The organism is Microbacterium sp. LB12 (assembly GCF_037150835.1).
GTDB lineage: Bacteria > Actinomycetota > Actinomycetes > Actinomycetales > Microbacteriaceae > Microbacterium.
Genome location: NZ_JBBCPF010000010.1, coordinates 1 through 22,512, shown reverse-complemented (window position 1 = coordinate 22,512; position 22,512 = coordinate 1). Strand labels below are relative to the sequence as shown.

General features: G+C 68.6%; 25 protein-coding genes. 13 read left to right on the top strand and 12 right to left on the bottom strand.

Going from position 1 to position 22,512, the window contains the following annotated elements; all coding sequences use genetic code 11:
• Positions 1-36 precede the first annotated feature (36 nt).
• The 5 genes from WFM69_RS15795 to WFM69_RS15775 all read left to right on the top strand — a co-directional run bounded on the left by WFM69_RS15795 (position 37) and on the right by WFM69_RS15775 (position 3,981).
• Positions 37-567, top strand: coding sequence for a VOC family protein (locus WFM69_RS15795; protein WP_337006345.1), 531 nt, complete (start codon positions 37-39; stop codon positions 565-567).
• A 72-nt stretch (positions 568-639) separates the two neighbouring features.
• Entirely contained in the window at positions 640-2,301 is a 1,662-nt protein-coding gene (locus tag WFM69_RS15790) for an ABC-F family ATP-binding cassette domain-containing protein (RefSeq protein WP_337006343.1), read from the top strand.
• A 127-nt stretch (positions 2,302-2,428) separates the two neighbouring features.
• Positions 2,429-2,692 (top strand): DUF4190 domain-containing protein, encoded by a 264-nt coding sequence (locus WFM69_RS15785; RefSeq protein ID WP_337006341.1) that lies wholly within the window; start codon positions 2,429-2,431, stop codon positions 2,690-2,692.
• 14 nt (positions 2,693-2,706) lie between these two features.
• Entirely contained in the window at positions 2,707-3,288 is a 582-nt protein-coding gene (locus WFM69_RS15780) for a hypothetical protein (protein WP_337006339.1), read from the top strand.
• Between the two features lie 117 nt (positions 3,289-3,405).
• Complete coding sequence (locus tag WFM69_RS15775) at positions 3,406-3,981, top strand: alpha/beta fold hydrolase (RefSeq protein WP_337006337.1); 576 nt, start codon at positions 3,406-3,408, stop codon at positions 3,979-3,981.
• 4 nt (positions 3,982-3,985) lie between these two features.
• Here WFM69_RS15775 and WFM69_RS15770 read toward each other — a convergent pair whose 3' ends face one another.
• Both WFM69_RS15770 and WFM69_RS15765 read right to left on the bottom strand, forming a co-directional pair.
• The gene (locus WFM69_RS15770) at positions 3,986-4,330 is read right to left on the bottom strand and encodes a LysR family transcriptional regulator (protein WP_337006335.1); all 345 of its coding nucleotides are present in this window, start codon (positions 4,328-4,330) and stop codon (positions 3,986-3,988) included.
• Positions 4,331-4,438: 108 nt separating this feature from the next.
• Positions 4,439-4,738, bottom strand: coding sequence for a Fe-S cluster assembly protein HesB (locus WFM69_RS15765; protein ID WP_337006333.1), 300 nt, complete (start codon positions 4,736-4,738; stop codon positions 4,439-4,441).
• A gap of 215 nt (positions 4,739-4,953) precedes the next feature.
• Here WFM69_RS15765 and WFM69_RS15760 point away from each other — a divergent pair, with 215 nt between their 5' ends.
• A complete protein-coding gene (locus WFM69_RS15760; protein ID WP_337006331.1) occupies positions 4,954-5,496 on the top strand; it encodes a Dps family protein in 543 nt (180 codons plus the stop codon).
• A 26-nt stretch (positions 5,497-5,522) separates the two neighbouring features.
• Here the strand turns inward: WFM69_RS15760 and WFM69_RS15755 are convergent, their stop codons facing one another.
• Positions 5,523-6,047, bottom strand: coding sequence for a DUF6328 family protein (locus WFM69_RS15755; RefSeq protein WP_337006329.1), 525 nt, complete (start codon positions 6,045-6,047; stop codon positions 5,523-5,525).
• A 68-nt stretch (positions 6,048-6,115) separates the two neighbouring features.
• Here WFM69_RS15755 and WFM69_RS15750 point away from each other — a divergent pair, with 68 nt between their 5' ends.
• A complete protein-coding gene (locus WFM69_RS15750) occupies positions 6,116-6,319 on the top strand; it encodes a hypothetical protein (protein ID WP_337006327.1) in 204 nt (67 codons plus the stop codon).
• A gap of 16 nt (positions 6,320-6,335) precedes the next feature.
• Here the strand turns inward: WFM69_RS15750 and WFM69_RS15745 are convergent, their stop codons facing one another.
• The gene (locus tag WFM69_RS15745) at positions 6,336-6,929 is read right to left on the bottom strand and encodes a 1-acyl-sn-glycerol-3-phosphate acyltransferase (protein WP_337006325.1); all 594 of its coding nucleotides are present in this window, start codon (positions 6,927-6,929) and stop codon (positions 6,336-6,338) included.
• 95 nt (positions 6,930-7,024) lie between these two features.
• On the opposite strand from WFM69_RS15745, the gene WFM69_RS15740 reads away from it, so the two are divergent.
• Positions 7,025-7,171, top strand: coding sequence for a hypothetical protein (locus tag WFM69_RS15740; RefSeq protein WP_337006323.1), 147 nt, complete (start codon positions 7,025-7,027; stop codon positions 7,169-7,171).
• A gap of 33 nt (positions 7,172-7,204) precedes the next feature.
• On the opposite strand, the gene WFM69_RS15735 is transcribed toward WFM69_RS15740, so the two are convergent.
• Positions 7,205-8,683: an MDR family MFS transporter gene (locus WFM69_RS15735; RefSeq protein ID WP_337006322.1), complete on the bottom strand. Its 1,479-nt coding sequence runs from the start codon at positions 8,681-8,683 to the stop codon at positions 7,205-7,207.
• Positions 8,684-8,848: 165 nt separating this feature from the next.
• Between WFM69_RS15735 and WFM69_RS15730 the strand changes: the two genes are divergently transcribed.
• Complete coding sequence (locus WFM69_RS15730; RefSeq protein WP_337006501.1) at positions 8,849-10,903, top strand: ABC transporter ATP-binding protein; 2,055 nt, start codon at positions 8,849-8,851, stop codon at positions 10,901-10,903.
• A 13-nt stretch (positions 10,904-10,916) separates the two neighbouring features.
• Here the strand turns inward: WFM69_RS15730 and WFM69_RS15725 are convergent, their stop codons facing one another.
• From WFM69_RS15725 to WFM69_RS15695, 7 genes are read right to left on the bottom strand one after another with little or no spacing between them, the layout of a single operon-like run.
• Positions 10,917-11,690 carry an SDR family NAD(P)-dependent oxidoreductase gene (locus tag WFM69_RS15725; RefSeq protein ID WP_337006320.1) on the bottom strand — a complete coding sequence of 258 codons (774 nt, stop codon included), beginning with the start codon at positions 11,688-11,690 and terminating at the stop codon, positions 10,917-10,919.
• Between the two features lie 30 nt (positions 11,691-11,720).
• Positions 11,721-12,668: a glycosyltransferase family 2 protein gene (locus WFM69_RS15720; RefSeq protein WP_337006318.1), complete on the bottom strand. Its 948-nt coding sequence runs from the start codon at positions 12,666-12,668 to the stop codon at positions 11,721-11,723.
• A gap of 22 nt (positions 12,669-12,690) precedes the next feature.
• The gene (locus WFM69_RS15715) at positions 12,691-13,827 is read right to left on the bottom strand and encodes a cysteine desulfurase family protein (protein ID WP_337006316.1); all 1,137 of its coding nucleotides are present in this window, start codon (positions 13,825-13,827) and stop codon (positions 12,691-12,693) included.
• 5 nt (positions 13,828-13,832) lie between these two features.
• Positions 13,833-14,684 (bottom strand): carboxylating nicotinate-nucleotide diphosphorylase, encoded by an 852-nt coding sequence (gene nadC, locus WFM69_RS15710; RefSeq protein WP_337006314.1) that lies wholly within the window; start codon positions 14,682-14,684, stop codon positions 13,833-13,835.
• Positions 14,684-16,201: an L-aspartate oxidase gene (gene nadB / locus WFM69_RS15705; RefSeq protein ID WP_337006311.1), complete on the bottom strand. Its 1,518-nt coding sequence runs from the start codon at positions 16,199-16,201 to the stop codon at positions 14,684-14,686. Before nadB ends, nadC begins: the two co-directional genes overlap by 1 nt.
• Complete coding sequence (gene nadA / locus WFM69_RS15700) at positions 16,198-17,535, bottom strand: quinolinate synthase NadA (protein WP_337006309.1); 1,338 nt, start codon at positions 17,533-17,535, stop codon at positions 16,198-16,200. Before nadA ends, nadB begins: the two co-directional genes overlap by 4 nt.
• A complete protein-coding gene (locus WFM69_RS15695) occupies positions 17,532-18,248 on the bottom strand; it encodes an NUDIX hydrolase (RefSeq protein ID WP_337006307.1) in 717 nt (238 codons plus the stop codon). The genes nadA and WFM69_RS15695 overlap by 4 nt, the downstream gene beginning before the upstream one ends.
• Before the next feature lie 269 nt (positions 18,249-18,517).
• Between WFM69_RS15695 and WFM69_RS15690 the strand changes: the two genes are divergently transcribed.
• The 4 genes from WFM69_RS15690 to WFM69_RS15675 form a co-directional block, all read left to right on the top strand.
• Positions 18,518-20,209, top strand: coding sequence for an ABC transporter substrate-binding protein (locus WFM69_RS15690; RefSeq protein WP_337006305.1), 1,692 nt, complete (start codon positions 18,518-18,520; stop codon positions 20,207-20,209).
• A 42-nt stretch (positions 20,210-20,251) separates the two neighbouring features.
• The gene (locus WFM69_RS15685; RefSeq protein WP_337006303.1) at positions 20,252-21,247 is read left to right on the top strand and encodes an ABC transporter permease; all 996 of its coding nucleotides are present in this window, start codon (positions 20,252-20,254) and stop codon (positions 21,245-21,247) included.
• Positions 21,240-22,217 carry an ABC transporter permease gene (locus tag WFM69_RS15680; protein ID WP_337006301.1) on the top strand — a complete coding sequence of 326 codons (978 nt, stop codon included), beginning with the start codon at positions 21,240-21,242 and terminating at the stop codon, positions 22,215-22,217. Before WFM69_RS15685 ends, WFM69_RS15680 begins: the two co-directional genes overlap by 8 nt.
• Positions 22,214-22,512 (top strand): ATP-binding cassette domain-containing protein (locus tag WFM69_RS15675; RefSeq protein WP_337006299.1); only part of this gene is annotated, 299 nt, incomplete at its 3' end. The genes WFM69_RS15680 and WFM69_RS15675, both read left to right, overlap by 4 nt.

Here is a 22,512-nt window from a genome sequence, read left to right as displayed (position 1 = left end):
AGGACATCGCATCCGTCACCAGCAGAGGAACAGACGATGTCCATACCCACCGCCCCCGAGGGCTACGCCACCGTCAACCCGTTCATCATCACGACACGCGCCGATGAGGTGGCCCGGTTCGTGATCGACGTCTTCGGCGGCGAGGAGCGCGCAGAAGCGCGCACGATGGATGAGGACGGGCTTCTGCTCCAAGCTGAGGTGCGAGTCGGCACGACCACCATCATGCTCGCCGAGCGCAAGCCGGACTGGCCCTTCACACCCGGCCTGCTCCAGGTCTATGTCGATGACCTCGACGCCGTGCTCGAGCGTGCTCTCGCGCGCGGGGCTCGACTGGTCACGAAACCGACCGACTTCTTCGGCACGCAGTTCGCGCGTGTGCAGGATTCGAGTGCCAACCTCTGGTGGATCTGGCAGCACGGTGAAGTGGTCTGGGACGCCCAGCCCGGTGAGAGTGAGTGGGCGACAGAGGGCGTCGATGAGGGGTGGGCTGAGGTGTCGCCCGAGCTCGCCTACATCCACGACACGCTGCTCGAGGCGATGACCGCCCTGCGCGACCCGAAGGTCTGAGAAGCGCAAGCGGTGGAGTTCCGCTTCAATCCTGCGTCCGCGCGGCACCCGAGCGGGTGACAGGATTGACGGATGACCGCAACACTCGTGGCCCAAGGGCTGGCCGGCGGGTACGGCCACCGCACCCTTTTCGACTCCCTCGACCTGACCGTGGCAGCCGGGGACGTCGTCGGCCTCGTCGGCGCCAACGGTGCGGGCAAGTCGACCCTTCTGCGGCTGCTGGCCGGTGTCGACGAGCCGCAGGCCGGCACGATCCGGCTCTCACCCGCCGACGCGTTCGTCGGGTGGCTTCCGCAGGAGCATGAGCGCGTCGTCGGTGAGAGCGTCGCAGAGTACATCGGCCGCCGCACGGGGTGTGCGGCGGCGACCCGGGACATGGATGCTGCGGCCGCCGCGCTCGGCGACCCCTCGCTCGCCGAACCGGGCACTGATCCGGCTGATGTCTACTCGGCCGCACTGGACCGATGGCTCGCGAGCGGTGCTGCCGACCTCGACGAAGGCCTGCCGGTGGTGCTCGCCGACCTCGGACTCGATCTGGGTGAGGAACCCGCGGGGGCGATGATGACGGCGCTCTCGGGCGGACAGGCGGCGCGCGTCGGCCTCGCCGCGCTGCTGCTCTCACGGTTCGACATCGCCTTGCTGGACGAGCCGACCAACGACCTCGATCTCGACGGCATCGAGCGTCTGGAAGCCTTCGTCCGCGGCCTCCGGGGAGGCGTCGTGGTGGTCAGCCACGACCGCGAGTTCCTCGCCCGCTGCGTGACGCGGGTGCTGGAGCTCGATCTCGCACAGGGCAGCAACCGCGTGTTCGGCGGCGGCTACGACTCGTACCTCGAGGAGCGGGCCACGCTGCGTCGGCATGCGCGCGAGAAGTACGACGAGTTCGCCGACAAGAAGGCAGACCTCGTGGCGCGCGCCCGCACGCAACGCGAATGGTCGAGTCAGGGCGTGCGCAATGCGATGAGGAGGTCGCCCGACAGCGACAAGATCAAGCGCAAGGCCTCCGCGGAGTCGAGCGAGAAGCAGGCGCAGAAAGTGCGTCAGATGGAGAGCAGGATCGCCCGTCTCGAGGAGGTCGAGGAGCCGCGCAAGGAGTGGCAACTCGAGTTCACGATCGGTTCGGCGCCGCGCTCCAGCTCGGTCGTGTCGACGTTGAGCGCGGCGGTGTTCCGGCAGGGATCCTTCCAGCTCGGACCGGTGTCGCTCCAGGTGAACGCGGGGGAGCGGATCGGCATCACCGGGCCCAACGGCGCCGGGAAGTCGACGCTACTGCGCGGACTTTTGGGACGTCAGATCCCGGACGAGGGAACGGCGAGCCTCGGAGCGAGTGTGCAGATCGGTGAGATCGACCAGGCCCGTGCCCTGCTCGCCGGCTCCGAGCCGCTCGCGGGAGCCTTCGAGGCTCTCGTGCCCGAGATGAACGCCGGGGATGTTCGTACGCTCCTCGCCAAGTTCGGTCTCAAGGCCGATCACGTGACCCGCGCCGTCGACGAACTCTCACCCGGTGAGCGCACCCGCGCAGGACTGGCCCTGCTGCAGGCGCGGGGCGTCAACCTGCTGGTGCTGGACGAGCCGACCAACCACCTCGACCTCCCCGCGATCGAGCAGCTGGAACAGGCACTCGAATCGTACGAAGGCACCCTGCTGCTGGTCACCCATGACCGGCGGATGCTCGCGACGGTGCAGACCGATCGCCACTGGCGGGTGGAGGCAGGCCAGGTCAGCGAGCTCTGAGCGCCGGCACGTTGTTGCACGGCGCCGCGAGCGCACGCCAGAATATCGATCAAGCTGCCTGACGTCGTCGTGGAGCTCCTCGCTATGAGCTTCCAGGGCTCGTGACCTCACTGAACGGAACGCGCCTATGACCTCGGCATCCGCTGCGCCGCGCACCAACACTCTCGCACTCGTCGGCTTCATCGCCGCGTTCGTGATCCCCGTCGCGGGTCTGATCCTCGGGATCTTCGCTCTCCGGCAGCTGCATGTCCCGGGGAATACCGAATCAGGGGCCGGCCTCGCCCGCTGGGCGATCGTGATCGGCTCGATCATCTCGGTGTTCTACGTGCTGTTCTTCATCGTGTGGTTCTCGCTGTTCTTCACTGCGATCAATCAGTCGCTCGTGGGCTGAGCCGGGAGATCGGGGTGAGGTCGAAGAACGCGCGTGCGGTCCTGTCGCAGGCGATGGAGGCGACGGCCCTGGTGAGAGTGGAACGCACGCCGAAGTGGGCCGACCACGTCGAGGGATTCGTGCTGCGTGTCGGACCGAAATGGGCGCTGATGGCGCGCACGGTGGACGGCGGCTACTTCGATGGCGTGATCGCCTTCCGTCTGCGCCATGTGAAGCGCATCACCGATGATGAGTCGGTGGCGGTGCGATTCTCGAGGACCCGGCCCGAATGGCCGCCTGCGTTCGATCCGGACGTCGACCTCGCGACGACAGCCGGAGTGCTTGGTGGAATGGGGTGGAGCGGAGCTCTGCTGGGCATCCAGAAAGAGCGGGAACGCTCTGCGACCTGGATCGGGACCCTGGACCAGATCCATGGCCGATTCGTGTACCTTCACGAGGTTCGTCCCGATGGCGCCTGGCACGCGGCACCCCTCGGCTACCGATTGCGAGCCATCACCAGCGTGGAGGTCGGCAGACGCTACTACGCCGCGCTCTTCGCCATCGCCGGCGACGTACCGCCTCACGAACGCCCGACACTCGGCACGACGTCTCGCTGAGCGTCGGGTCGGGATACGCTGGAACACGGCGGCTCGAGCCGCGGTCCGGTCGCAGGCGTCCGCCGTGGACGTTCCGCCTGAGCACCTGACACCGACGGCACGAGGAGATTGACGCCGATGACCGACACCCAGATCTTCGAGCCCGACGGCCGCGCGATCCCCTTCGTCGACGAGGGCGACGGGCCCGTCAAGCTCGTCCTGATCCAGGAGCGCGACGTCGCCGCCGATGTTCTCGGGGTCGTCGCGCACTACCTCGCCGAAGAGGCCGGATTCCACGTGCTGCGCATCGGTCATCGCGCTGACGTCAAGGGCGACGACCCGTCGCTGGACGACCGGGTCGAGGACGCGCTCGCCGTGATCGACTACGTCGGGCTGGGCGACACCTGGATCGGCGGACACGGCTTCGGCGGCACGGTCGCCCGCGCGTTCGCCGTCGCCCACGCCGATCGAGTGAACGGTCTGGCGCTGCTCGGGGTCGAGGAGCACGAGACCCCGCTCGCGCCGGTCATGCCCGTGCTGATCATCCAGGGCACGAACGACCTCACCACGCCGTTCCGCAACGGTGAGCAGCTGCAGTCCACTGCCCCCGAGCGCGCGAGCGTGAAGAGCATCGACGGCGGAGACCACCTGTTCCCCATGACGCACCCGATCGAGACGGCCGTCGTGATCGAGGAATACCTCGACTGGGACTGAACGACTAGCGGCCCTGCCGCTTCTTGTACGGCTTCGGCTGACCTTTCACCGCAGGCGCTCGCCCCTTGCCTTTCGACGCCTTGGCCTTGCCGCCGGCGGGAGCGGGCGCGCTCTTCACCGGCTCAGGAGCAGTCGCGACCTCGGCTTGCGCCTCCACCAGGAACAGCTCGCCGACGCGCGTCAGACGGGTCGGGCCGTCGCGGTGGACGAGGGGATGCCCGACCTCGGCTTCGAGCTTGTCGATCGAGGTGTACAGCGAGGCCAGGGGGATGCCGAGTTTCTCCGCTGCCCGCGGGAAATGCCGCTCATCCGCGAGGACGACGAAACGGCGGAGCAGAGAGATCTTCACAGTGACCCTTCGATGGTCCGCACGGGTTGCGGATCCTCTCCAGGGTACGCGGTGCGGGAACGACGGATGCCGCGACCGAACCGGCCGCGGCATCCGGGAATCCTTCGGTCAGGCGACCTGCGGCAGGACAGCGAACGACACCGAGCCTTCGTCGTCCACTCCGGCGTCGAGGATCTTGTCGTCGAGCGCGGCGACGGCCGACTCGTCGAGGAAGAGTCGCGTGCCGGAGACCTCCACGACCTGATCCTGCGGCTCGGGATCGGCAGCGACGAGCACCGCGAGGCGCGCACCACCCGCCGCATCCGGAGATTCCGTGGAGTGGATGCGCAGCCCGGCATCCGGGGCGTCGGTCTGACGGCTCACGAGGGTCGTGACGATGGCGGAGGCGTTGTCGGTGAGGGTGAGCACGAGACTCTCCTTCCGGTCGGGGCATGCCGCGGTCGCGACATGTCCGGGCCACGATTCCGCACCTCGCCCGCACCCTCAACCCCCTTGCGTGGATTCGGAGGAGGCTCTTATGGTGCTCGCAGTCGCCACGCAGACCTTCGCTCGACCCATGCCACTGTCAACCCCCTCGGCTCGGGGCATACCGCGAGCTAGCGTCCGCAGCAGGAGGTCACACCATGGCTCAGAGCACCACGACCACGAAGACCCGCACGGCCGCCAAGCGGGCGAGGACGACACGGCAGCAGAACGCGGAGAAGGGCTTCACCGCGTCGACGACGCTCGCGAGCAACCTGCAAGCTGTGCTCGTCGATCTGCTCGACCTCGCGATCCAGGGGAAGCAGGCGCACTGGAACGTGGTCGGACGGAACTTCCGAGACACGCACCGCCAACTCGACGAGATCATCGACGACGCGCGCACCTTCAGCGACACCATCGCGGAGCGGATGCGTGCCCTGCATGCCGTGCCCGACGGGCGTAGCGCGACGATCGCGAAGACGTCGTCCCTGCCCGAGTTCCCCGCGGGCGAGGTCTCGACGACGGAGACGATCGACCTGGTCACCGCGCGCCTGGAGGCAGCCGTCGGGACGGCAAGGGACGTCCACGACGCCGTCGATGAGGAGGACCCGACATCCGCCGATCTGCTGCACGCGATCATCGAGAGGCTCGAGCAGTTCGCGTGGATGGTCAGCGCCGAGAACCGGAGCCCCGCAGGACGTTGACCGGACAGATGGCCTTCCGGCGTCCCTCACTCGCGGGTGGCTCCGCGGGCGAGCGGTCGTCCGCGCATGACACGCGGCAGCGCCACCCACAGGGACGCCACCAGTACGAGCGCCGCGACGAGAGCAACGACGCCGGCCGTGCGGTTCACCGTGAAGTCGACGATCAGCGTCGTCACCCCGATGGTCAGTGCGCCGATCACGATCAGGTCGATGCGCACGATCCGGGCGGCGATGCGGACGAGGTCGGGTTTGCGGCGACGCCCGAACAGCGCTCGATGCATCCCGACCGGCGCGAGGGCGAGGATGGTCGCCACGGCCGCGAGAGCGACGAGCACGACGTACAGATCGCGCTGGAGCTCGTCCATATCGGTGAACCGCGGTTGGAAGGCGACGGCGAGGAGGAATCCGGTGAGGATCTGCGTACCCGTCTGCATGACGCGCAACTCCTGCAACAGCTCGTCCCAGTTGCGATCCGCGCGTTCGTTCGCCGTCTCGTCGCGCCCGTCGGGCTGGTCGTCGAGGTTGTCCCCACCCGAAGCATCCGCAGTCATGCCCTCAGTGTGATTCCCCGCCCGGGCACTGTCCAGAGGCTTGCTCCCGGAGAACGAAAGAAGGCATGATGACACTCCCTCCGATCCGCGACTGGTGGTCAGAGCTCTCGGATGAGGGGCGCCGGGCGGTGCGAGACAGTGAGACTCCATATCTCGATGAGGCTGTGCGCGAGGAGATCCGGGTGATCACCGGTGCCGTCGTCGGCATGGTGGAAGCACTGAGCGACGACGACCTCGCTTACGCTCGCACGCACATCGGAACGTCGGACTGAGTGCCGAGCCCGCCGACTACGCCGCGTCGGGCTCGGTCTCGGCCGGACGCTCGTCCCGCAGCCGCGGCTCGGTGCGACGCTCCGGACGCAGCCCGGCCTTGTCGGCGTAGAACGCCCGGATCCGGTCCATGTCGGCGGCCACATCGCCGGTCAGGTCGATCGTCGGTCCGAGGCCGGTCGTCATGGTGGTGCGGTCGACGAAGCCGAGAGTGACGGGCATGCCCGTCTCCCGGGCGATCCGGTAGAAGCCCGACTTCCAGTACTCATTCCCGCCGCGCGTGCCATCCGGTGTGACGACGAGGCCGAAGACGGTCCCCGCGTGCACCTGGCCGACGACCTCGTTCACGACGCGGGCAGGGTCGGTGCGGTCGACGGGGATGCCGCCGAGCCCAAGCATGATCGGTCCCCGCCAACCGCGGAACAGGCTCTTCTTGCCCAGCCAGTGCACATCGATGCCGAGCCGCCACGCGATCGCGAGCATCAGCACGAAGTCCCAGTTGGACGTGTGCGGTGCCCCGACCAGCACGGTCGGACGTGTCGGCGCGCCCTCGCTCACGAGCGTCCAACGGCTGAGCGCCCAGTACAGGCGGGCGAGGAATCGTCTGACCACCTCTCAACCGTAGGGGAGGACAGCTGTCGATCCGCTGGCCGTGCCCTCAGACGTCCCTCGGCGCCACCGGCTTGTGGGAGGCGTACGATCGAGGGATGAAGGAAACGCAGCAGGACTCCGTGCAGCAGGACGCGCCCGTCGGGTTGCCGCCGCTCCTGGAGTCGCTGAACCTGCTCGAGGGCGGAGCTGCCGGTCTGTGCAGCAATGGCGTCTGCCAGTTCCCCGCCCCGAAGTCCGAGTAACCGACAGACGCCATCGTGCGCGTCCGGCGCGGATCAGTGTCCGCCGTGGAAACCCTCTCCGGCATCGTCGGCAGGCTTGCGGACGAAGGGGCTGAGCGCCACCGCTGCGAGTGAGATGATCGCGGCGATCAGGAACGCCATCCGCGCGCCGGGAGCACCCGCGACCGCGGTCGACAGACCCTCGTGCTCACCCGCGTGCAGGATCGACGAGTACGTCACCAGCAGCAACGCGACGCCCGCCGCGCCACCGACCTGCTGCAGCGTATTCAGCACCGCCGAACCGTGCGAGTACAGCGAACGCTGCAGCGATCCGAGCGAGGCCGAGAACAGCGGCGTGAACGACATCGCGAGACCGACCGACATGGCCGCCTGCACGGTGACAAGCGCCCACGCCTCGGTGTGCTCGCCGACGGTCGAGTAGAAGAACAGCGACGCCGACACCAGGATCGTGCCCGGGATGAGCAGCGGGCGGGTGCCGCGTGCGTCGTAGAGACGGCCCATGACCGGACCGAGCAGACCCATCAGGAGCGAGCCCGGCAGGAGGATCAGGCCGGACTCGAGCGGGTCGAGGCCGACGACGTTCTGCAGGTACTGCGGGAGCAGCGTCAGCGTGCCGAACATCGACATCGCCAGGATCGACATGATGATCACGGACAGCGTGAAGTTGCTGGAACGGAACACCCGCAGGTCGAGCAGCGCGTCGTCGATCCGCTGCAGCACGAGCTGACGCCACACGAACAGGGCCAGCGACACGACGCCGACGCTCAGCGAGATGATGCCGGCGAGCTCGCCCGATCCGCCCTCGCCGCCGAACTGGCTGAGTCCGAACACGAGGCCGCCGAAGCCGAGGGCCGCGAGCGGGATCGAGAGCACGTCGAGCGGCACCGTCCGGGTCTCGCCGAGGTTGGTCATCCACTTCACACCGATGGCCAGGGCGATCAGGGCGATGGGCAGGATGATCGCGAACAGCGCGCGCCAGCTCGCAACGGCGAGCACAGCACCGGCGAGAGTGGGGCCGATCGCGGGGGCGAGCGAGATGACGAGCCCGACACGGCCCATCATGCGTCCGCGCGACTGCGGCGGGACCACGTTCATGATCGTCGTCATGAGCAGCGGCATCATGATGCCGGTGCCCGCCGCCTGGATCACGCGACCCACCAGCAGCACGGAGAAGCCGGGCGCGACGAGCGCGACCAGGGTGCCGAGCGAGAACGCGATCATCGCGGCGATGAAGACCTGACGGGTCGTGAATCGCTGCAGGATGAATCCGGTCGTCGGGATCACGACGGCCATGGTGAGCATGAACGCACTGGTGAGCCACTGCCCGAGTTCTGGCGGGATGCCGAGGTCGGCGTTCAGATGCGGGATCGCGATCCCCATCGTGGTCTCGTTGAGGATGGCGACGAAGGCGGCGACCAGGAGCAGCCAGATCACCCGCATGTCCTTGCGGGAGGCCTCGCCACCCACCGCGGCGGGGGTCGTCGGGATGGAGCCGGTATCGACGGCAGACATGGGCGGCCTCCAGGGCGAAGAAGTTATGGATTTCGCGAGAGTTCGCAAGAGTCACTCATCGTAACGGGGGTCGCGGACATTTCATTCCGAACTCACAGATATCCGCTCGCGGCAGATCAGCCGGCCCCTCGATGTCCGAGGGCTGAGTACGCTGGCGCCATGAGCATGGGCGGCGGAATGGGCGGGGGACCGCGGGGCGGTTTCCGAGGTGTCGACGAGGAGGCCCAGCGGAGACAGAATTCCGAAGCCCCGCGCATCAGCGGCCTCGGCTCCCGGGTGATTGCGCTGTTCCGTGCCTACAAGTGGCGCATCTTCTTCACCGGAATCCTCGTGGTGCTCGGTGCTGCCATCGCTGTGATCCCGCCGCTGATCGTGCAGCGCATCTTCGACGATGCGCTGTTCCCGGTGGCCGGAGGCGGCCCGCACCTCACTCTGCTCGCCTGGCTCGTGGCTCTGATGGTCGCGCTGTTCCTCCTCTCCGCTGCGCTCGGCGTCGCGCAGACGTGGCTGACCGCGACCGTCGGCAACAGCGTGACGGGAGACCTGCGGGTCAAGCTCTTCGAGCACCTCCAGGCGATGGAACTCGGCTTCTTCACGCGCACCAAGACCGGCGTCATCCAGTCCCGATTGCAGAACGACGTCGGCGGTGTCTCGGGAGTGCTCACCAACACCGTGACGAGCATCCTCGGCAATGTCGTGACGGTGGTCGCCTCACTCGTCGCCATGATCCTGATCGACTGGCGGCTGACCCTCATCGCGGTCGTGATGATGCCGTTCCTGATCTTCGTGCAGCGCAAGGTGGGGCAGGTGCGCGCGCGGATCGCGGGCGAGACCCAGGAGTCGCTGTCGGAGCTGACCTCGATCACCCAGGAGACGCTGAGCGTGTCGGGGATGCTGTTGTCGAAGGCGTTCAACCGCCAGCGCACCGAGTCGGAGCGCTACCAGGCCGAGAACCGCAACCAGGTGACCCTGCAGGTGCGTCGGGCGATGAGCGGCCAGGGCTTCTTCGCCGTCGTCCAGGTGCTGATGGCGAGCGTTCCCGCCGTGATCTACCTGGTCTCCGGATACCTGATCGCGGGCGGCACGGGGGCGATCACCGCGGGGACCGTCGTCGCCTTCACGACCGTCCAGGCCCGTCTGCTGATGCCGCTGATGGGACTCATGCGGGTGTCGCTCGATCTGCAGACATCGTCGGCGCTGTTCGCCCGCATCTTCGAGTACCTCGATCTGGTGCCGGAGATCCAGGACGCGCCCGACGCGATCGCGGTCGACGAGGCGCCGGGGCCGCGGGGGCGCATCGAGTTCGCCGAGGTGGTCTTCCGCTATCCGGATGCCTCCGCCGATGCGCGGCCGACGCTGGACGGCGTCTCCTTCGTCGCGGAGCCCGGCCAGCACGTGGCCTTCGTCGGCCCGTCCGGGGCAGGCAAGACGACCATCCTCTACCTGGCGCCGCGACTGTATGAGGCGAAGGGCGGAGCGGTGCTGTTCGCCGGCGCCGACGTGCGCGCGCTCACGCAGGAGTCGATCATCGACCACGTCGGCATCGTGTCGCAGGAGACCTACCTGTTCCACGCCACGATCCGCGAGAACCTCCGCTACGCCAAACCGGACGCCACCGAGGAAGAGCTCATCGCCGCGTGCACAGCGGCCAACATCCACCACATCATCGCCGGGTTCGAGCAGGGCTACGACACGGTGGTCGGCGAGCGCGGGTACCGGCTCTCCGGCGGAGAGAAGCAGCGCATCGCGATCGCCCGCGTGCTGCTCAAGGACCCGCCCGTCCTGCTGCTCGACGAGGCCACATCGGCGCTCGACACCGTCTCGGAGCGCGTGGTGCAGGAAGCCCTCGACGAAGCCGCGAAGGGACGCACGACCCTCTCGATCGCGCACCGGCTCTCGACGGTCATGGGCGCCGACGTGATCCATGTCATCGAAGCGGGGCGGATCGTCGAGTCGGGAACGCATCCCGAGCTCCTCGCACGGGGCGGCCTCTACGCCGAGCTCGCGGCCCAGCAGGTCGCGGCGTCGCGTGTGCTCGACGCCGAGGTCGCGGTCGAGCAGGCGGTGACCGGGGGAGAGCGTCCGGCATTCGCCGATCGTCGGGCCGATCGCGCGCCCGCGGATTCGGCGGGCGCCGACGCCGTCGCGGCCATCACTGCGGCCGTGCCGCTGCTGGCTGCCCCTCGACCCGACGAACGGGTCTATCCGCCGGAGACCTGAGACACCGACCGGCTCAGTGCACCGACAGCCCGCCGTCGACGAACAGCGAGTGCCCGGTGATGTAGCCCGAGCCCGCGCCGGCGAGGAACACTGCGGCGCCGGCGAAGTCGCTCGGCAGCCCGTTGCGTCCGATCATGGTGCGTGCGGCGAGCTCGGCCACCTTCTCGGGGTCCTGCTGCAGCCGCGCGTTCAACGGGGTGAGCACGAATCCGGGTACGAGCGTGTTGCTCGTGACACCGCTGTCGCCCCAGGCTTCGGCCTCCGAGCGCATGAGTGATTCGACCGCGCCCTTGGAGGCGCCGTAGATGCCACTGCCCACGAACGCGCGGTGTGCCTGCTGGGAGCTGATGTGGATGAGCCTGCCGTAGCCGCGCTCCGCCATGCCCTGCGCATACCGCTGACCGAGCAGGAACGGTGCCAGCGCGTTGACGGTCATGGTCGCATCCCAGTCGTCCTCGGTGATCTCGGCGAACGGCGGGCGGATGTTGATCCCGGCGGAGTTCACCAGGATGTCGGGTTCGCCGAACGGCGCGGTGGCGGCCTCCGCGGCGGCGTGGATGCCCTGCCGGGTGCTGAGATCGCCGACGATGCCGGCGGCTCGGCAGCCGCGAGCACGGAGGTCTTCGACGGTGTCGTGGATGCGGTCCTCGCCGCGTGCGACGATGACGGTCGCAGCTCCCGCCTGGGCGAGCGCGGTCGCGATGCCCCGGCCGATGCCGGAGCTGCCGCCGGTGACGACGGCGGTGCGGCCTTCGAGGGAGAACAGCGAGGCGAGATAGTCGTTCATGTGTTCCTCAGGTGGTCGTGGGGAGCGGGGTCACCACGCGAGCGCGGCGGCGAGGGCGGGATCGGGAGCGGCGTCGGCGAACTCGGGCAGTGCGCGCAGCTCGGCGATGAAGGCGTCGACCTCGGCGGCGTAGGCGGAGTCCGGATGGGAGCCGGCGATCTCCCGCAGAGGTGCGATATCCATCGCGAGGATCAGGTCGAGGCGGGCCGTGACCGACGCACGAGCTCCCGCATCGTGCAGCACGCGGATGCCGCCGCGCAACGCTTTCAGGTAGTCGCGCAGCACGCTCAGCTGCGCCTTGCTCTGGGTGATCGAGGTGCCGTCGGCGCGGAGCCGCCATTCCACGACGACGTCGGGGATCACGTCGAAGGCTCGTGCCCGCGTGTACATCAGCTGGGCGACGATCTGATCCTCGTAGGCGACGCCCTCGGGGAAGCGGAGATCGTCCCAGAGGGCGGTGCGGCTCACCTTCGACCAGGCGACGATGTTCGACACCGCACGCGGGTGCTCCGTGAGCGTGGTGCCGAGCCGCTCCGGGGCGGTGGCTGCGGCGACCCAGGGTTGCACGCGCCCTGCGACGTAGGCATCGCCGTGCAGGCGGGAGCGCACGTAGGCAGCGGCCACGAAGTCGCTTCCGGTGCGTTCGAGAGTGCCGGTGAGGCGCGCGAGGGCGGCGGGGCGGAGTTCGTCATCGCCGTCCAGGAAGCCGACGAAGGGGGTGTCGACGAGAGCGAGGCCGATGTTGCGCGCGGCTCCGAGGCCCCGGGACGCGTCGTGGCGGACCACGCGGAACCGGTCGTCGTCCGCGGCGGCGTGGGCGAAGATCGCCCCGGTGTCGTCGGTCGAGCCGTCATCGATCAGGATCGCGTGCCAGCGGGATTCGGTCTGCGCGCGGAGCGAGTCGAGGGCGGCCGGAGCGAACGCGGCGATGTCACGACCGGGGACGATCAGCGTCACGATCGGGGCGGAGGCAGTCACCAGCCGAGTCTATGGCTGTCTCTCACCCTCGGGCCGCGCGCACCGACTCCGCGACCAGCGCTGCCAGGCGCTCGGGAGCATCGTCGGGGAGAGCATCCCGTCCGAAGGTGAACCGCACCGATGTCTGGGCGACCTCGGCGGGCACACCGGATGCCAGGAGCACGTGGGAGGGCTCGTCGCTGCCTGCGGCGCACGCGGAGCCGCTCGACGAGATCACTCCTCGGCGCTCGAGCTCGAGCAGCACGGCCTCGCCGCTGGTGCCCGCGAACGTGAAGCTCGCCGTCCCGGGCAGACGATGGTCGCGATCACCCGTGAGCTCGGCCTCCGGGACGGCGTCGAGCACCAGCGCGATGAAGCGCGTGGTCGCCGCCCCGACGGTGGCTGCCGCCGTCTCGCGCTCGCGCTCGGCGAGCTCCAGAGCCGTCGCGAGCCCCACGGCGCCGGCGACGTTCTCGGTGCCCGAGCGCCTGCCACGCTCCTGACCGCCGCCGTGCAACAGTGGTTCGAGCGGCACCCGCCCACGTACGCCCAGCGCACCGATGCCCTTGGGGGCGCCGAGCTTGTGCCCCGCGATCGACACGGCATCGGCGCCGAGACCCTGCAGCGGCAGCCAGCCCGCCGACTGCACGGCATCGAGGTGCAGCGGAGCACCTGCCGACCGCGCGACGGCGGCCAGCGCCACCGAATCCTGGATCGTGCCGATCTCGTTGTTCGCATGCCCGATCGAGACGAGCGCGGTGTCGTCCCGGATCGCGGTCGCAAGCGCGACGGGCGTGATCCGGCCGACGCGATCCACCGGCACCTGCGTCACCTCGACGTCATGGAAGCGGGTGAGGTAGGCAGCGGACTCCAGGATCGACTCGTGCTCGATCGGCGACACGACGAGGTGTCGACGTCCGGTAGCGAGGGCCGCGAGCACGATCCCCTTGACGGCGAGGTTGTTCGCCTCGGTGCCGCCGGCCGTGAACACCACGTCGCCCGTGCGCATCCCGAGCATCTGAGCGACGCGGGCGCGGGCATCGTCGAGCGCGCTCGCCGCGGATTCGCCCGCGGTGTGGTGGCTCGATGGGTTGCCGAACACACCCGTCAGATACGGGCCCATGGCAGCGAGCACCTCCGGTCGCACCGGGGAGGTCGCAGCGTGGTCGAGATACAGCATGCGTGTCAGTCGATCCGCAGGTCCAGGGCCAGGTCGAGGGCGCGCGCGGAGTGGGTCAGGGCGCCGACCGAGATCACGTCGACGCCGGTGCGCGCGATGTCGCCGACGGTGTCGAGGTTCACGCCGCCGGAGGCCTCGACCTGCGCGCGTTCCCCGATCAGGGCGACGCCAGCGCGCAGGTCATCGAGGGAGAAGTTGTCCAGCAGCACGGTGTGCGCACCCCCGTCGAGCACGGCGGGGATCTGGTCGAGGCGGTCGACCTCGACGACGACGTGCGTGGTGTGGGGGAGCCGCGACAGCGACTCGCGCAGCGCCGTGGCGAGGTCGAGGCCGGAACGGGTGAGCACGGCGAGGTGGTTGTCCTTCGCCATCACCGCGTCCGACAGCGAGTACCGGTGGTTGCGACCCCCGCCCGACTCGACCGCGTGGCGTTCGAAAGCACGCAGTCCAGGGGTGGTCTTGCGGGTGTCGGCGATGCGTGCCGCCGTGCCGTCGATCGCAGCCACGTAGGCCGCGGTGAGGGTGGCGATGCCGCTCATCCGCTGCGTGAAGTTCAGGGCGACGCGCTCCGCGGTGAGGATGCCGCGTGCCGAGCCGGACACCGAGGCGAGCACATCACCGGCGGCGAACTCGTCTCCGTCGCCGACGTGCAGGTCGACCGCCAGTGAGGGATCGGTCAGCGCGAACGCGGCGGCGAACACCTCGCCTCCGCTGAACACTCCGGCCTCGCGGGCGACGAGGTCGGCCGTGGCGGTGGCATCGGCGGGCAACAGCGTCGTGCTGGTGAGATCGCCCCAGGGGGCATCCTCTTCGAGGGCGGCACCGACGACGCGGTTCAGGGTCGCGTGAGTGAGCATCAGACGGTCTCCAGGATCGAGGTGCGGGTCGGCGTGGCGTCGGCCTCGGCGTCCACACGGTGATGGGCGCCGACCGAGATGGTTCGACGAAGAGCGGCGCGCGCGGTGGCTTCGGCGAGGACGAGCAGGTTCGCGTCCTCCTGCGCACGGGATGTCGTGGGTGTCGTCGCTGCGGTGGTCCAGGCCTGCAGGGTGTCGAGCGCGCGGGTGAGTCCGTCGCGCGTGCGCAGCAGCCCGACCTCGTCCCACATCAGCTGCTGCAGGGCCGACCGGGAGAAGTCGGGTGCGGTGAGACGGGAATGCCCGCGATCATCGACACCGTCCGCCCGGTCATCGGCTGTCGGAGTCCCGGCGATACGGCTCGTCCCCAGAGCGGCGGCGGCACGTGCCCCGAACACCGCACCCTCGAGCAACGAGTTCGAGGCGAGCCGGTTCGCGCCGTGCACGCCGGTGCAGGCGACCTCACCCACGGCGAAGAGCCCCGGGACCGTGCTGCGGCCGTCGCGATCCGTGACGACTCCGCCCATCAGGTAGTGCGCGGCCGGTGTCACCGGGATCGGGTCGCGCGACCAGTCGAAGCCGCGCTCGCGCGTGACGCGATCGATCGTGGGGAATCGCGCTGCCAGGGTCGCCGCGCCGAGCATCGTGGCATCGAGCCGTACGGGTGCGCCCTGTGCCGCTGCCTGGCGGGCGATCGATCGCGAGACGACATCGCGCGGGGCGAGCTCGCCGTCGGGGTGGCTGTCGAAGGCGAAACGGCGACCCTCCTCGTCGATCAGCGTGGCGCCCTCGCCGCGCACCGCCTCGGAGATGAGGAACGCCGGGCCCGACGCCAGGATCGTCGGGTGGAACTGGACGAACTCGAGGTCGGCGACGGCCGCACCCGCGCGCAGCGCCGCGGCGATGCCGTCCCCGGTGGCCCCGGCCGGATTGGTCGTGTGCGCGTAGAGCTGCCCGGCACCGCCGGTGGCGAGGATCACGGCATCCGCGGCGAGGTCCGATCCGACGCCGCCGATCAGCACCCGGATGCCGCGTGTGACGCCGCGATCCACGAGGAGGTCGACGAGGAAGGCGTGCTCGACGACGGCGATCGCCGTGGCCCGGACCGCCGCGATGAGCGCCGCGGAGATCGCGGCACCGGTGGCGTCTCCGCCGGCGTGCACGATGCGCGCGTGCCGGTGGGCGGCCTCGCGCCCGAGTTGCAGCGTGCCGTCCGCCGTCCGATCGAACGCGACGCCGCGGGCGACCAGCTCCGCGATCCGTGCCGCGCCGTCTTCGACCAGCACGCGCACGGCGTCGGGGTCCGACAGCCCGGCACCGGCATCCAGGGTGTCCTCGGCGTGCTGCGCGGACGAGTCGCCCGCACCGTAGATCCCGGCGACCCCGCCCTGTGCGAGTCCGGTGCATCCGTCGCCGAGCGCGCCCTTGGTGACGACGGTCACCGCGTGACCCGCTTCGTGCGCGTGGAGGGCCGCGGTCAGTCCCGCGATGCCCGACCCGACGACGATGACGTTCATCGTGCGCCGGCGCTCACGGGAGGCTTCGCGGCCAGCATGCGCTCCAGCGCCACGCGCGCGGGATCGGCCACGTCGGCCGACACCGTGATGCGGTTCGGGGTGCGCCCCGCCACGAGCTCTTCGAGCACCCATGCCAGGTAGCCCGGGTGGATGCGGTACATCGTGGAGCACGGACACACCACGGGGTCGAGGCAGAAGATCTCGTGCTGCGGGTACTGGGCGGCGAGGCGGCGCACGAGGTTGATCTCGGTGCCGATGGCGAAGGTGGTGGGTTCGGTCGCGGCGTCGATGGCGCGACGGATGTAGTCCGTGGAACCGGCCTCGTCGGCGGCGTCGACGACCTCCATCGGGCACTCCGGATGCACGATCACCCGCACGTCGGGGTGGTCGGCGCGGGCCTGCTCGATCTGGCCGACTGTGAACCGACGGTGGACCGAGCAGAAGCCGTGCCACAGGATCACGCGCGAGTCGACGAGTTCGTCCGACGTGGAACCGCCGAGTGCTCGCCGCGGGTTCCACATGGGCATCTGCGCGAGCGGGACGCCCATGGCCTTCGCGGTGTTCCGGCCCAGGTGCTGGTCGGGGAAGAAGAGCACACGCTGTCCGCGTTCAAACGCCCACTCGAGCACGGTCTGCGCGTTGGACGAGGTGCAGACGATCCCGCCGTGGCGTCCGACGAAGCCCTTGATCGCGGCGGAGGAGTTCATGTAGGTGACGGGGATCACGGGCACGCGGCCGTCGGCGTCGGGGGTGTCGAGGTCTCCGAGCACGTCGGCGAGCTGCTCCCAGCAGTCCTCGACCTGGTCGATGTCGGCCATGTCCGCCATCGAGCATCCGGCGGCGAGGTTCGGCAGGATCACGGCCTGCTCAGGTCCGGAGAGCAGGTCGGCCGTCTCGGCCATGAAGTGCACGCCGCAGAACACGATCGCCTCGGCGTCGGGGCGTCCTTTCGCCGCGGTCGCGAGCTGGAAGGAGTCGCCGACGTAGTCCGCGTGCTGCACGACCTCTTCGCGCTGGTAGAAGTGGCCGAGGATGACGATGCGGTCGCCGAGTGTGGCCTTGGCCGCGCGGATGCGCTCGTCGAGTTCGTCTTCGCTCGCCTCCCGGTATTCGGTGGGAAGCTCGCCCTGGCGCGGGGCTCCGGTCGGGATGACGTCGCCCATGGACGAGCCCGGCCCGTATCCCGGTCGGGCGTCGAAGTCCCAGGGGCCCGCGGCGAGGTCGGTGGCGCAGGTCGCGTCGGTGGATGCGCCGCTGACGATCGCCTGGATCGCATGGTCGACCGAGGCGTCGAGCGGGGGAACGGCGGGAGCGGGTACGAAGGTGATGCTCATCGGGTGCTCGTTTCTTCGGGGCCGAGGGGGCCACGATCGGCCAGCTCGATGTCGGTGTTGTCGCGGTACAGGCGGGCGGGGCGGTGGCTACCGGTGCGGAAGCGGTCGGTGGGCAGCAGATTGCCGGCGGACTCGACCTGTCGGCGGAAGTTCGCCGGGTCGAGTGTGCGTTCGAGGATCGCCTCGTAGGCCTCGCGCAGTTCGGCGAGCGTGAACTCAGCGGGGAGGAAGCCCTGGGCGACACGGCTGTACCCGACCTTGTTGCGCAGTCGCCACAGTGCGTACTCGACGATCTCGGTGTGGTCGAACGCGAGTTGCGGGAGTTCGTCGACATCGAACCACTGCACGTTCTCGGGGGCGTGGCCGGACGCGCGGTGGGCGGCGCTCTGGGCTCTCACGTCGTCTTCGCGCAGCAGTGCCCAGTACACGATCGACACGACACGCGTGGGGGAGCGGTCGACGGCTCCGAACGCGTAGAGCTGCTCCAGGTAGCTGGGCGCAAGACCCGTGGTCTCTGCGAGCGTGCGCGCGGCGGCATCGACCGGGGACTCGGTGGCGGTGAGCCATCCACCCGGAAGCGCCCACTGCTGTGCGAAGGGCTCCCGCGTGCGCCGGACGAGGGGGAGTGCGAGCAGGGCGCGCCCCTCGTCGGTGCGACGCAGCGTGAGGATGACCGTCGAGACGGCGACCCGGATGCCAGTGCTTTGAGTCATTGGAACCTTAACCCTTCCTGCATGATCTTAGTGTCATTGCGACCCTTAGTGGGCGCAGATGACGTCTATTCCGGTCGAGTCCGAAACGTTATCTGGGGAGCGTGAGGAGGCTTGTTCGTCGGCACAGGGTTTGTTAGGTTACTGTCCTAACAAACCCCTTCGAGTGTGACCGCCGGTCACCTCTCCGGGGCCCACGAACCCCGCACCGGGGTTCTGCTCCATCCGGGGCGATCCCTCCTGCAGTGCAGCACCGAGAGGAAACAACAGAAATGATCCGTAACGGAAAGCGCAAGATCGCGCTCACCGCGGTCGCCGGAGCTTCCGTCCTCGCCCTGGGCCTCACCGCCTGTGGCGCCGGCGGCAGCGACAGCGGAAGCGCCGACGGCGACCGGGCCCTGCGTGTGTGGGCCGGTAGCCAGACTCCGATCACCGCGAACTACAACCCGTTCGCGCCGACCGTGCTCCACGGCGCGCTCGGACCGATCTACGAGCCGCTGTTCTTCTACAACAAGACCGCGGACTCCGAGCCGGTCGGCCTCATCGGCGACTCGTTCGAGTACAACGAGGACGGCACGGTGATCACCATCACCATCAAGCCCGACCTCAAGTGGAGCGACGGCGAGCCGCTCACCGCCAAGGACGTCGCGTTCTCCTTCAACTACGACGCCAACAACCCCGAGGGCAACGGCCTCGTCTCGGCTGAGGCCACCGACGACACCACGGTCGTGCTGACCTATGCCTCGGCGCAGTACACCACCGAGTTCCAGCGTCTCGGTTCGACGTACATCCTCCCCGAGCACATCTGGAAGGACGTCAAGGACTTCGCGAACTTCGCGAACGAGGACCCGGTGGGCTCCGGCGCGTACGTCGTCGACAAGACCACGAGCGAGTCGTACACCCTCGTCGCGAACAAGAACTTCCGCGACGCCGACAAGCTCGGCGTCAAGAAGGTCCAGTACATCGCGGTCGACAACAACCAGACGGCTCAGGACCTGCTCGCCGCCGGCAAGCTCGACTGGACGGGCATGTTCATCCCGAACCCGGACGACGTGACCTCCAACGGCAAGATCGACTGGATCAACACGCCGCAGGACCCGACGGTGCTCTACACCTGCTCGAACGCCGAGCTCGGCTGCACCGGTCCGCAGACCGACGTTGCCGTGCGCCAGGCGCTCAACGTCGCGATCGACCGCGCCACCATCAAGGACAAGGCGTTCGTCGGTCTCACCGGCGACATCTCGCCGACGTTCGCGCTGCTGCCGCGTGACGAGAAGTGGGTCGCCGACCCCGCCAACGAGGTCAGCCCGCAGGAGGCCAACGCGGCCGAGGCCGGTTCCATCCTCGAAGCAGCCGGCTACACAAAGGGCGCCAGCGGAATCTACGAGAAGGACGGCGTGCCCCTCGAGCTCACGCTGACCTCCGTCGACGGCTGGACCGACTACAACGACGCCGCGAAGCTGATCACCGAGCAGGCCGAGGCAGCCGGTATCAAGATCACGGCCTCGACCGTGCAGTGGCAGGAGTTCTCCGACTCCCGTCAGGGCGGCGAGTTCCAGCTGATCGTCGGTGGCGTCATCGGCACCTCGGTCGCCGACCCGTTCCAGATCTACCGCGACTGGTTCGGCGGCACCGCTGTCGAGTCCACCAGCCCCGTCGGCACGGAGATCCCTGCCGGTCGCTGGAACTTCAGCCGCTACAGCAACCCGGTCGTCGACCAGGCGATCCAGGCGGCGATCAGCACCAACGACGAGGCGACGAAGAAGGAGCTGTACGGCACGATCCAGACCGAGATCGTCCGTGACCTGCCCTACATCCCGCTCGTCATCAACGCGACCCAGACCTTCTACAACACGAAGGACTACACGGGCTGGCCGACGGAGGACAACCTCTACGCCTTCCCGCCGTCGTGGGGTGCGATCGCTGCCGGCTACATCTTGACGCAGATCCAGCCTGCCAAGTAAGTAGAGAGGAGTCGGGGAAGAAGGAAGTCAGGATTTAGTGACATGAAGTTCTATGCACGAAGGATCGGGTTCTACGCGTTCACGCTGTGGGCCGCGATCTCCATCAACTTCCTTCTTCCCCGGCTTCTGCCGGGAAACCCGGCCGACATCATGATCGCCAAGATGCAGCGGGCGGGCGGCGAGGTCTCCGAGACCACGATCCGCAACATCAAGCTCCTGCTCGGTGGCGACGACTCCTCCCTCTGGGAGCAGTACCTGGCGTACTGGGGCCGGATGTTCCAGGGCGACCTCGGAGTCTCGGTCACCAAGTTCCCCACTCCGGTCACGGAGCTCATCGCCGGAGCGCTGCCGTGGACGCTGATCCTCGTCGGCACCGCGACCGTCATCTCGTTCGTCCTCGGCGTCGTGCTCGGCGCCTGGGCCGGATGGAAGCGCGGCACCTGGGTCGATCACCTGATCCCCGCCACCACGGTGCTGCAGTCGATCCCATACTTCTGGATGGCCCTGATCCTCGTCGCCGTGTTCGCGGTCGGACTCGGTTGGTTCCCGATCTTCGGCGGCTACGACGTCTTCGACTTCCCGGACGGCCCGGAGCCCACGTGGGCGTTCTTCAGCGACGCGGTGGCCCACGCCATCCTCCCCGCCATCACGATCGTGATCAGCTCGGTCGGCGGCTGGATGTTCGGGATGCGCAACATGATGGTCTCGACGCTCGCGGAGGACTACGTTCTCACCGCGGAGGCGAAGGGCCTGCGTCCGCGCCGCGTCATGACGACGTATGCGGCACGGAACGCCGCGATCCCCTCCATTGCCGGCTTCTCGATCACGCTCGGATTCGTGGTCGCCGGATCGATCGTCATGGAGCAGGTGTTCACGTACCCGGGCATCGGCAAGCTGATGTTCCAGGCCGTGACCAACAACGACTACGCGCTGATGCAGGGGCTGTTCCTCGTCATCACGCTCACGGTGCTCGCCGCCAACTTCATCATGGACCTCGTCTATGGCTTCATCGACCCGAGGGCTCGCCAGAATGTCTGACACGAAGAATCCGCTCCTGACGCAGGAGCCACCGACCACCGCGCCGGCCAGCACGATCTCGCTCGCGACGCAGCAGGGCCGCAAGCGTCGGCGCATCCTTCCCAGCACCTCGCCGAAGTTCATCGTCGGCGTGATCCTGGTCCTCGCGATCGTGCTGTTCGCGATCATCGCGCCGATCTTCGCGCAGAACCCGCGCAGCACCGCCAACCCGGCGCTTGAGCCGCCTTCTGCGGAGCACTGGCTCGGGACGACCAAGCTCGGCAACGACATGTTCGCGCAGCTGGCGACCGGTGCCCAGGGCTCGCTGCTCATCGGTGTGACCGCCGGCGCCATCGCGATCGTGCTGTCGCTGCTGTTCGGCGTCCTCGCCGGCTACCTGGGCGGCTGGCGCGAAGACGGTCTGGCCCTCATCACGAACGTCATGATCGTCATCCCGGGGCTTCCGCTCGTCATGGTGATCGCTTCGTTCGTGCCGCAGCGCAGCTGGCAGCTCGTGGCGTTCGTGCTCGGCATCACCTCGTGGGCCGGTGCCGCCTACGTGCTGCGGCTGCAGACGCGATCGCTGCGCACGCGTGACTACGTGTATGCGTCGAAGGTTGCGGGCGAGCGTTCGTTCCGCGTGATCCTCGTCGAGATCATGCCGAACCTCCTCCCGCTGCTCACGGCGCAGTTCCTGTTCGCGATCATCTTCGCGATCCTCGGCGAGGCCGGCCTCTCCTACCTGGGCCTGGGCCCGAACTCGTCGATCACGTGGGGATCGATCCTCAACGACGCGCAGTCCGGACAGGCGCTCGGGCGCGGCGCGTGGTGGTGGTTCGTCCCGCCAGGACTCATGATCGCCCTCCTCGGGGCAGGTCTCGCCCTTATCAACTTCGCGATCGACGAAGTCATCAACCCGAAGCTGCGCAACGCGCCCGATGCTGCCCGCCGCGTGCGCAAGGCCGCCAAGAAGAAGGGGGTCACCGCATGAGCGACGCAGTGCTGACGGCGAGGAACGTCTCGATCGAGTATGAGGTGGATCCGCCGGTGAAGGCGGTGCGGGATGTGTCGTTGACGTTGAACCGGGGGGAGATCCTGGGGTTGGCGGGGGAGTCGGGGTGTGGGAAGACGACTCTGGCGTATGGGATGAACCGGTTGCTGAAGGCTCCGGCGCTCATGACGGGTGGGGAGATCGTGTTCCATGACCGGGATGGTCACGATATCGACATCGTGGGCCTGGACGGCGAAGGACTTCGCGCATTCCGGTGGGACAAGATCTCGATGGT

What these genes read in the sequence shown, in the direction of transcription:
- WFM69_RS15680 (WP_337006301.1), top strand. Translation starts at nt 21,240, where the DNA reads ATGTCTGACACGAAGAATCCGCTCCTGACGCAGGAGCCACCGACCACC.
- WFM69_RS15750 (WP_337006327.1), top strand. Translation starts at nt 6,116, where the DNA reads ATGACACTCCCTCCGATCCGCGACTGGTGGTCAGAGCTCTCGGATGAG.
- WFM69_RS15715 (WP_337006316.1), bottom strand. Translation starts at nt 13,827, where the DNA reads ATGCTGTATCTCGACCACGCTGCGACCTCCCCGGTGCGACCGGAGGTG.
- WFM69_RS15795 (WP_337006345.1), top strand. Translation starts at nt 37, where the DNA reads ATGTCCATACCCACCGCCCCCGAGGGCTACGCCACCGTCAACCCGTTC.
- WFM69_RS15695 (WP_337006307.1), bottom strand. Translation starts at nt 18,248, where the DNA reads ATGACTCAAAGCACTGGCATCCGGGTCGCCGTCTCGACGGTCATCCTC.
- WFM69_RS15725 (WP_337006320.1), bottom strand. Translation starts at nt 11,690, where the DNA reads ATGAACGACTATCTCGCCTCGCTGTTCTCCCTCGAAGGCCGCACCGCC.
- nadB (WP_337006311.1), bottom strand. Translation starts at nt 16,201, where the DNA reads ATGAACGTCATCGTCGTCGGGTCGGGCATCGCGGGACTGACCGCGGCC.
- WFM69_RS15730 (WP_337006501.1), top strand. Translation starts at nt 8,849, where the DNA reads ATGGGCGGCGGAATGGGCGGGGGACCGCGGGGCGGTTTCCGAGGTGTC.
- WFM69_RS15760 (WP_337006331.1), top strand. Translation starts at nt 4,954, where the DNA reads ATGGCTCAGAGCACCACGACCACGAAGACCCGCACGGCCGCCAAGCGG.
- WFM69_RS15735 (WP_337006322.1), bottom strand. Translation starts at nt 8,683, where the DNA reads ATGTCTGCCGTCGATACCGGCTCCATCCCGACGACCCCCGCCGCGGTG.
- WFM69_RS15690 (WP_337006305.1), top strand. Translation starts at nt 18,518, where the DNA reads ATGATCCGTAACGGAAAGCGCAAGATCGCGCTCACCGCGGTCGCCGGA.
- WFM69_RS15740 (WP_337006323.1), top strand. Translation starts at nt 7,025, where the DNA reads ATGAAGGAAACGCAGCAGGACTCCGTGCAGCAGGACGCGCCCGTCGGG.
- WFM69_RS15755 (WP_337006329.1), bottom strand. Translation starts at nt 6,047, where the DNA reads ATGACTGCGGATGCTTCGGGTGGGGACAACCTCGACGACCAGCCCGAC.
- WFM69_RS15775 (WP_337006337.1), top strand. Translation starts at nt 3,406, where the DNA reads ATGACCGACACCCAGATCTTCGAGCCCGACGGCCGCGCGATCCCCTTC.
- nadC (WP_337006314.1), bottom strand. Translation starts at nt 14,684, where the DNA reads ATGCTCACTCACGCGACCCTGAACCGCGTCGTCGGTGCCGCCCTCGAA.
- WFM69_RS15790 (WP_337006343.1), top strand. Translation starts at nt 640, where the DNA reads ATGACCGCAACACTCGTGGCCCAAGGGCTGGCCGGCGGGTACGGCCAC.
- WFM69_RS15685 (WP_337006303.1), top strand. Translation starts at nt 20,252, where the DNA reads ATGAAGTTCTATGCACGAAGGATCGGGTTCTACGCGTTCACGCTGTGG.
- nadA (WP_337006309.1), bottom strand. Translation starts at nt 17,535, where the DNA reads ATGAGCATCACCTTCGTACCCGCTCCCGCCGTTCCCCCGCTCGACGCC.
- WFM69_RS15785 (WP_337006341.1), top strand. Translation starts at nt 2,429, where the DNA reads ATGACCTCGGCATCCGCTGCGCCGCGCACCAACACTCTCGCACTCGTC.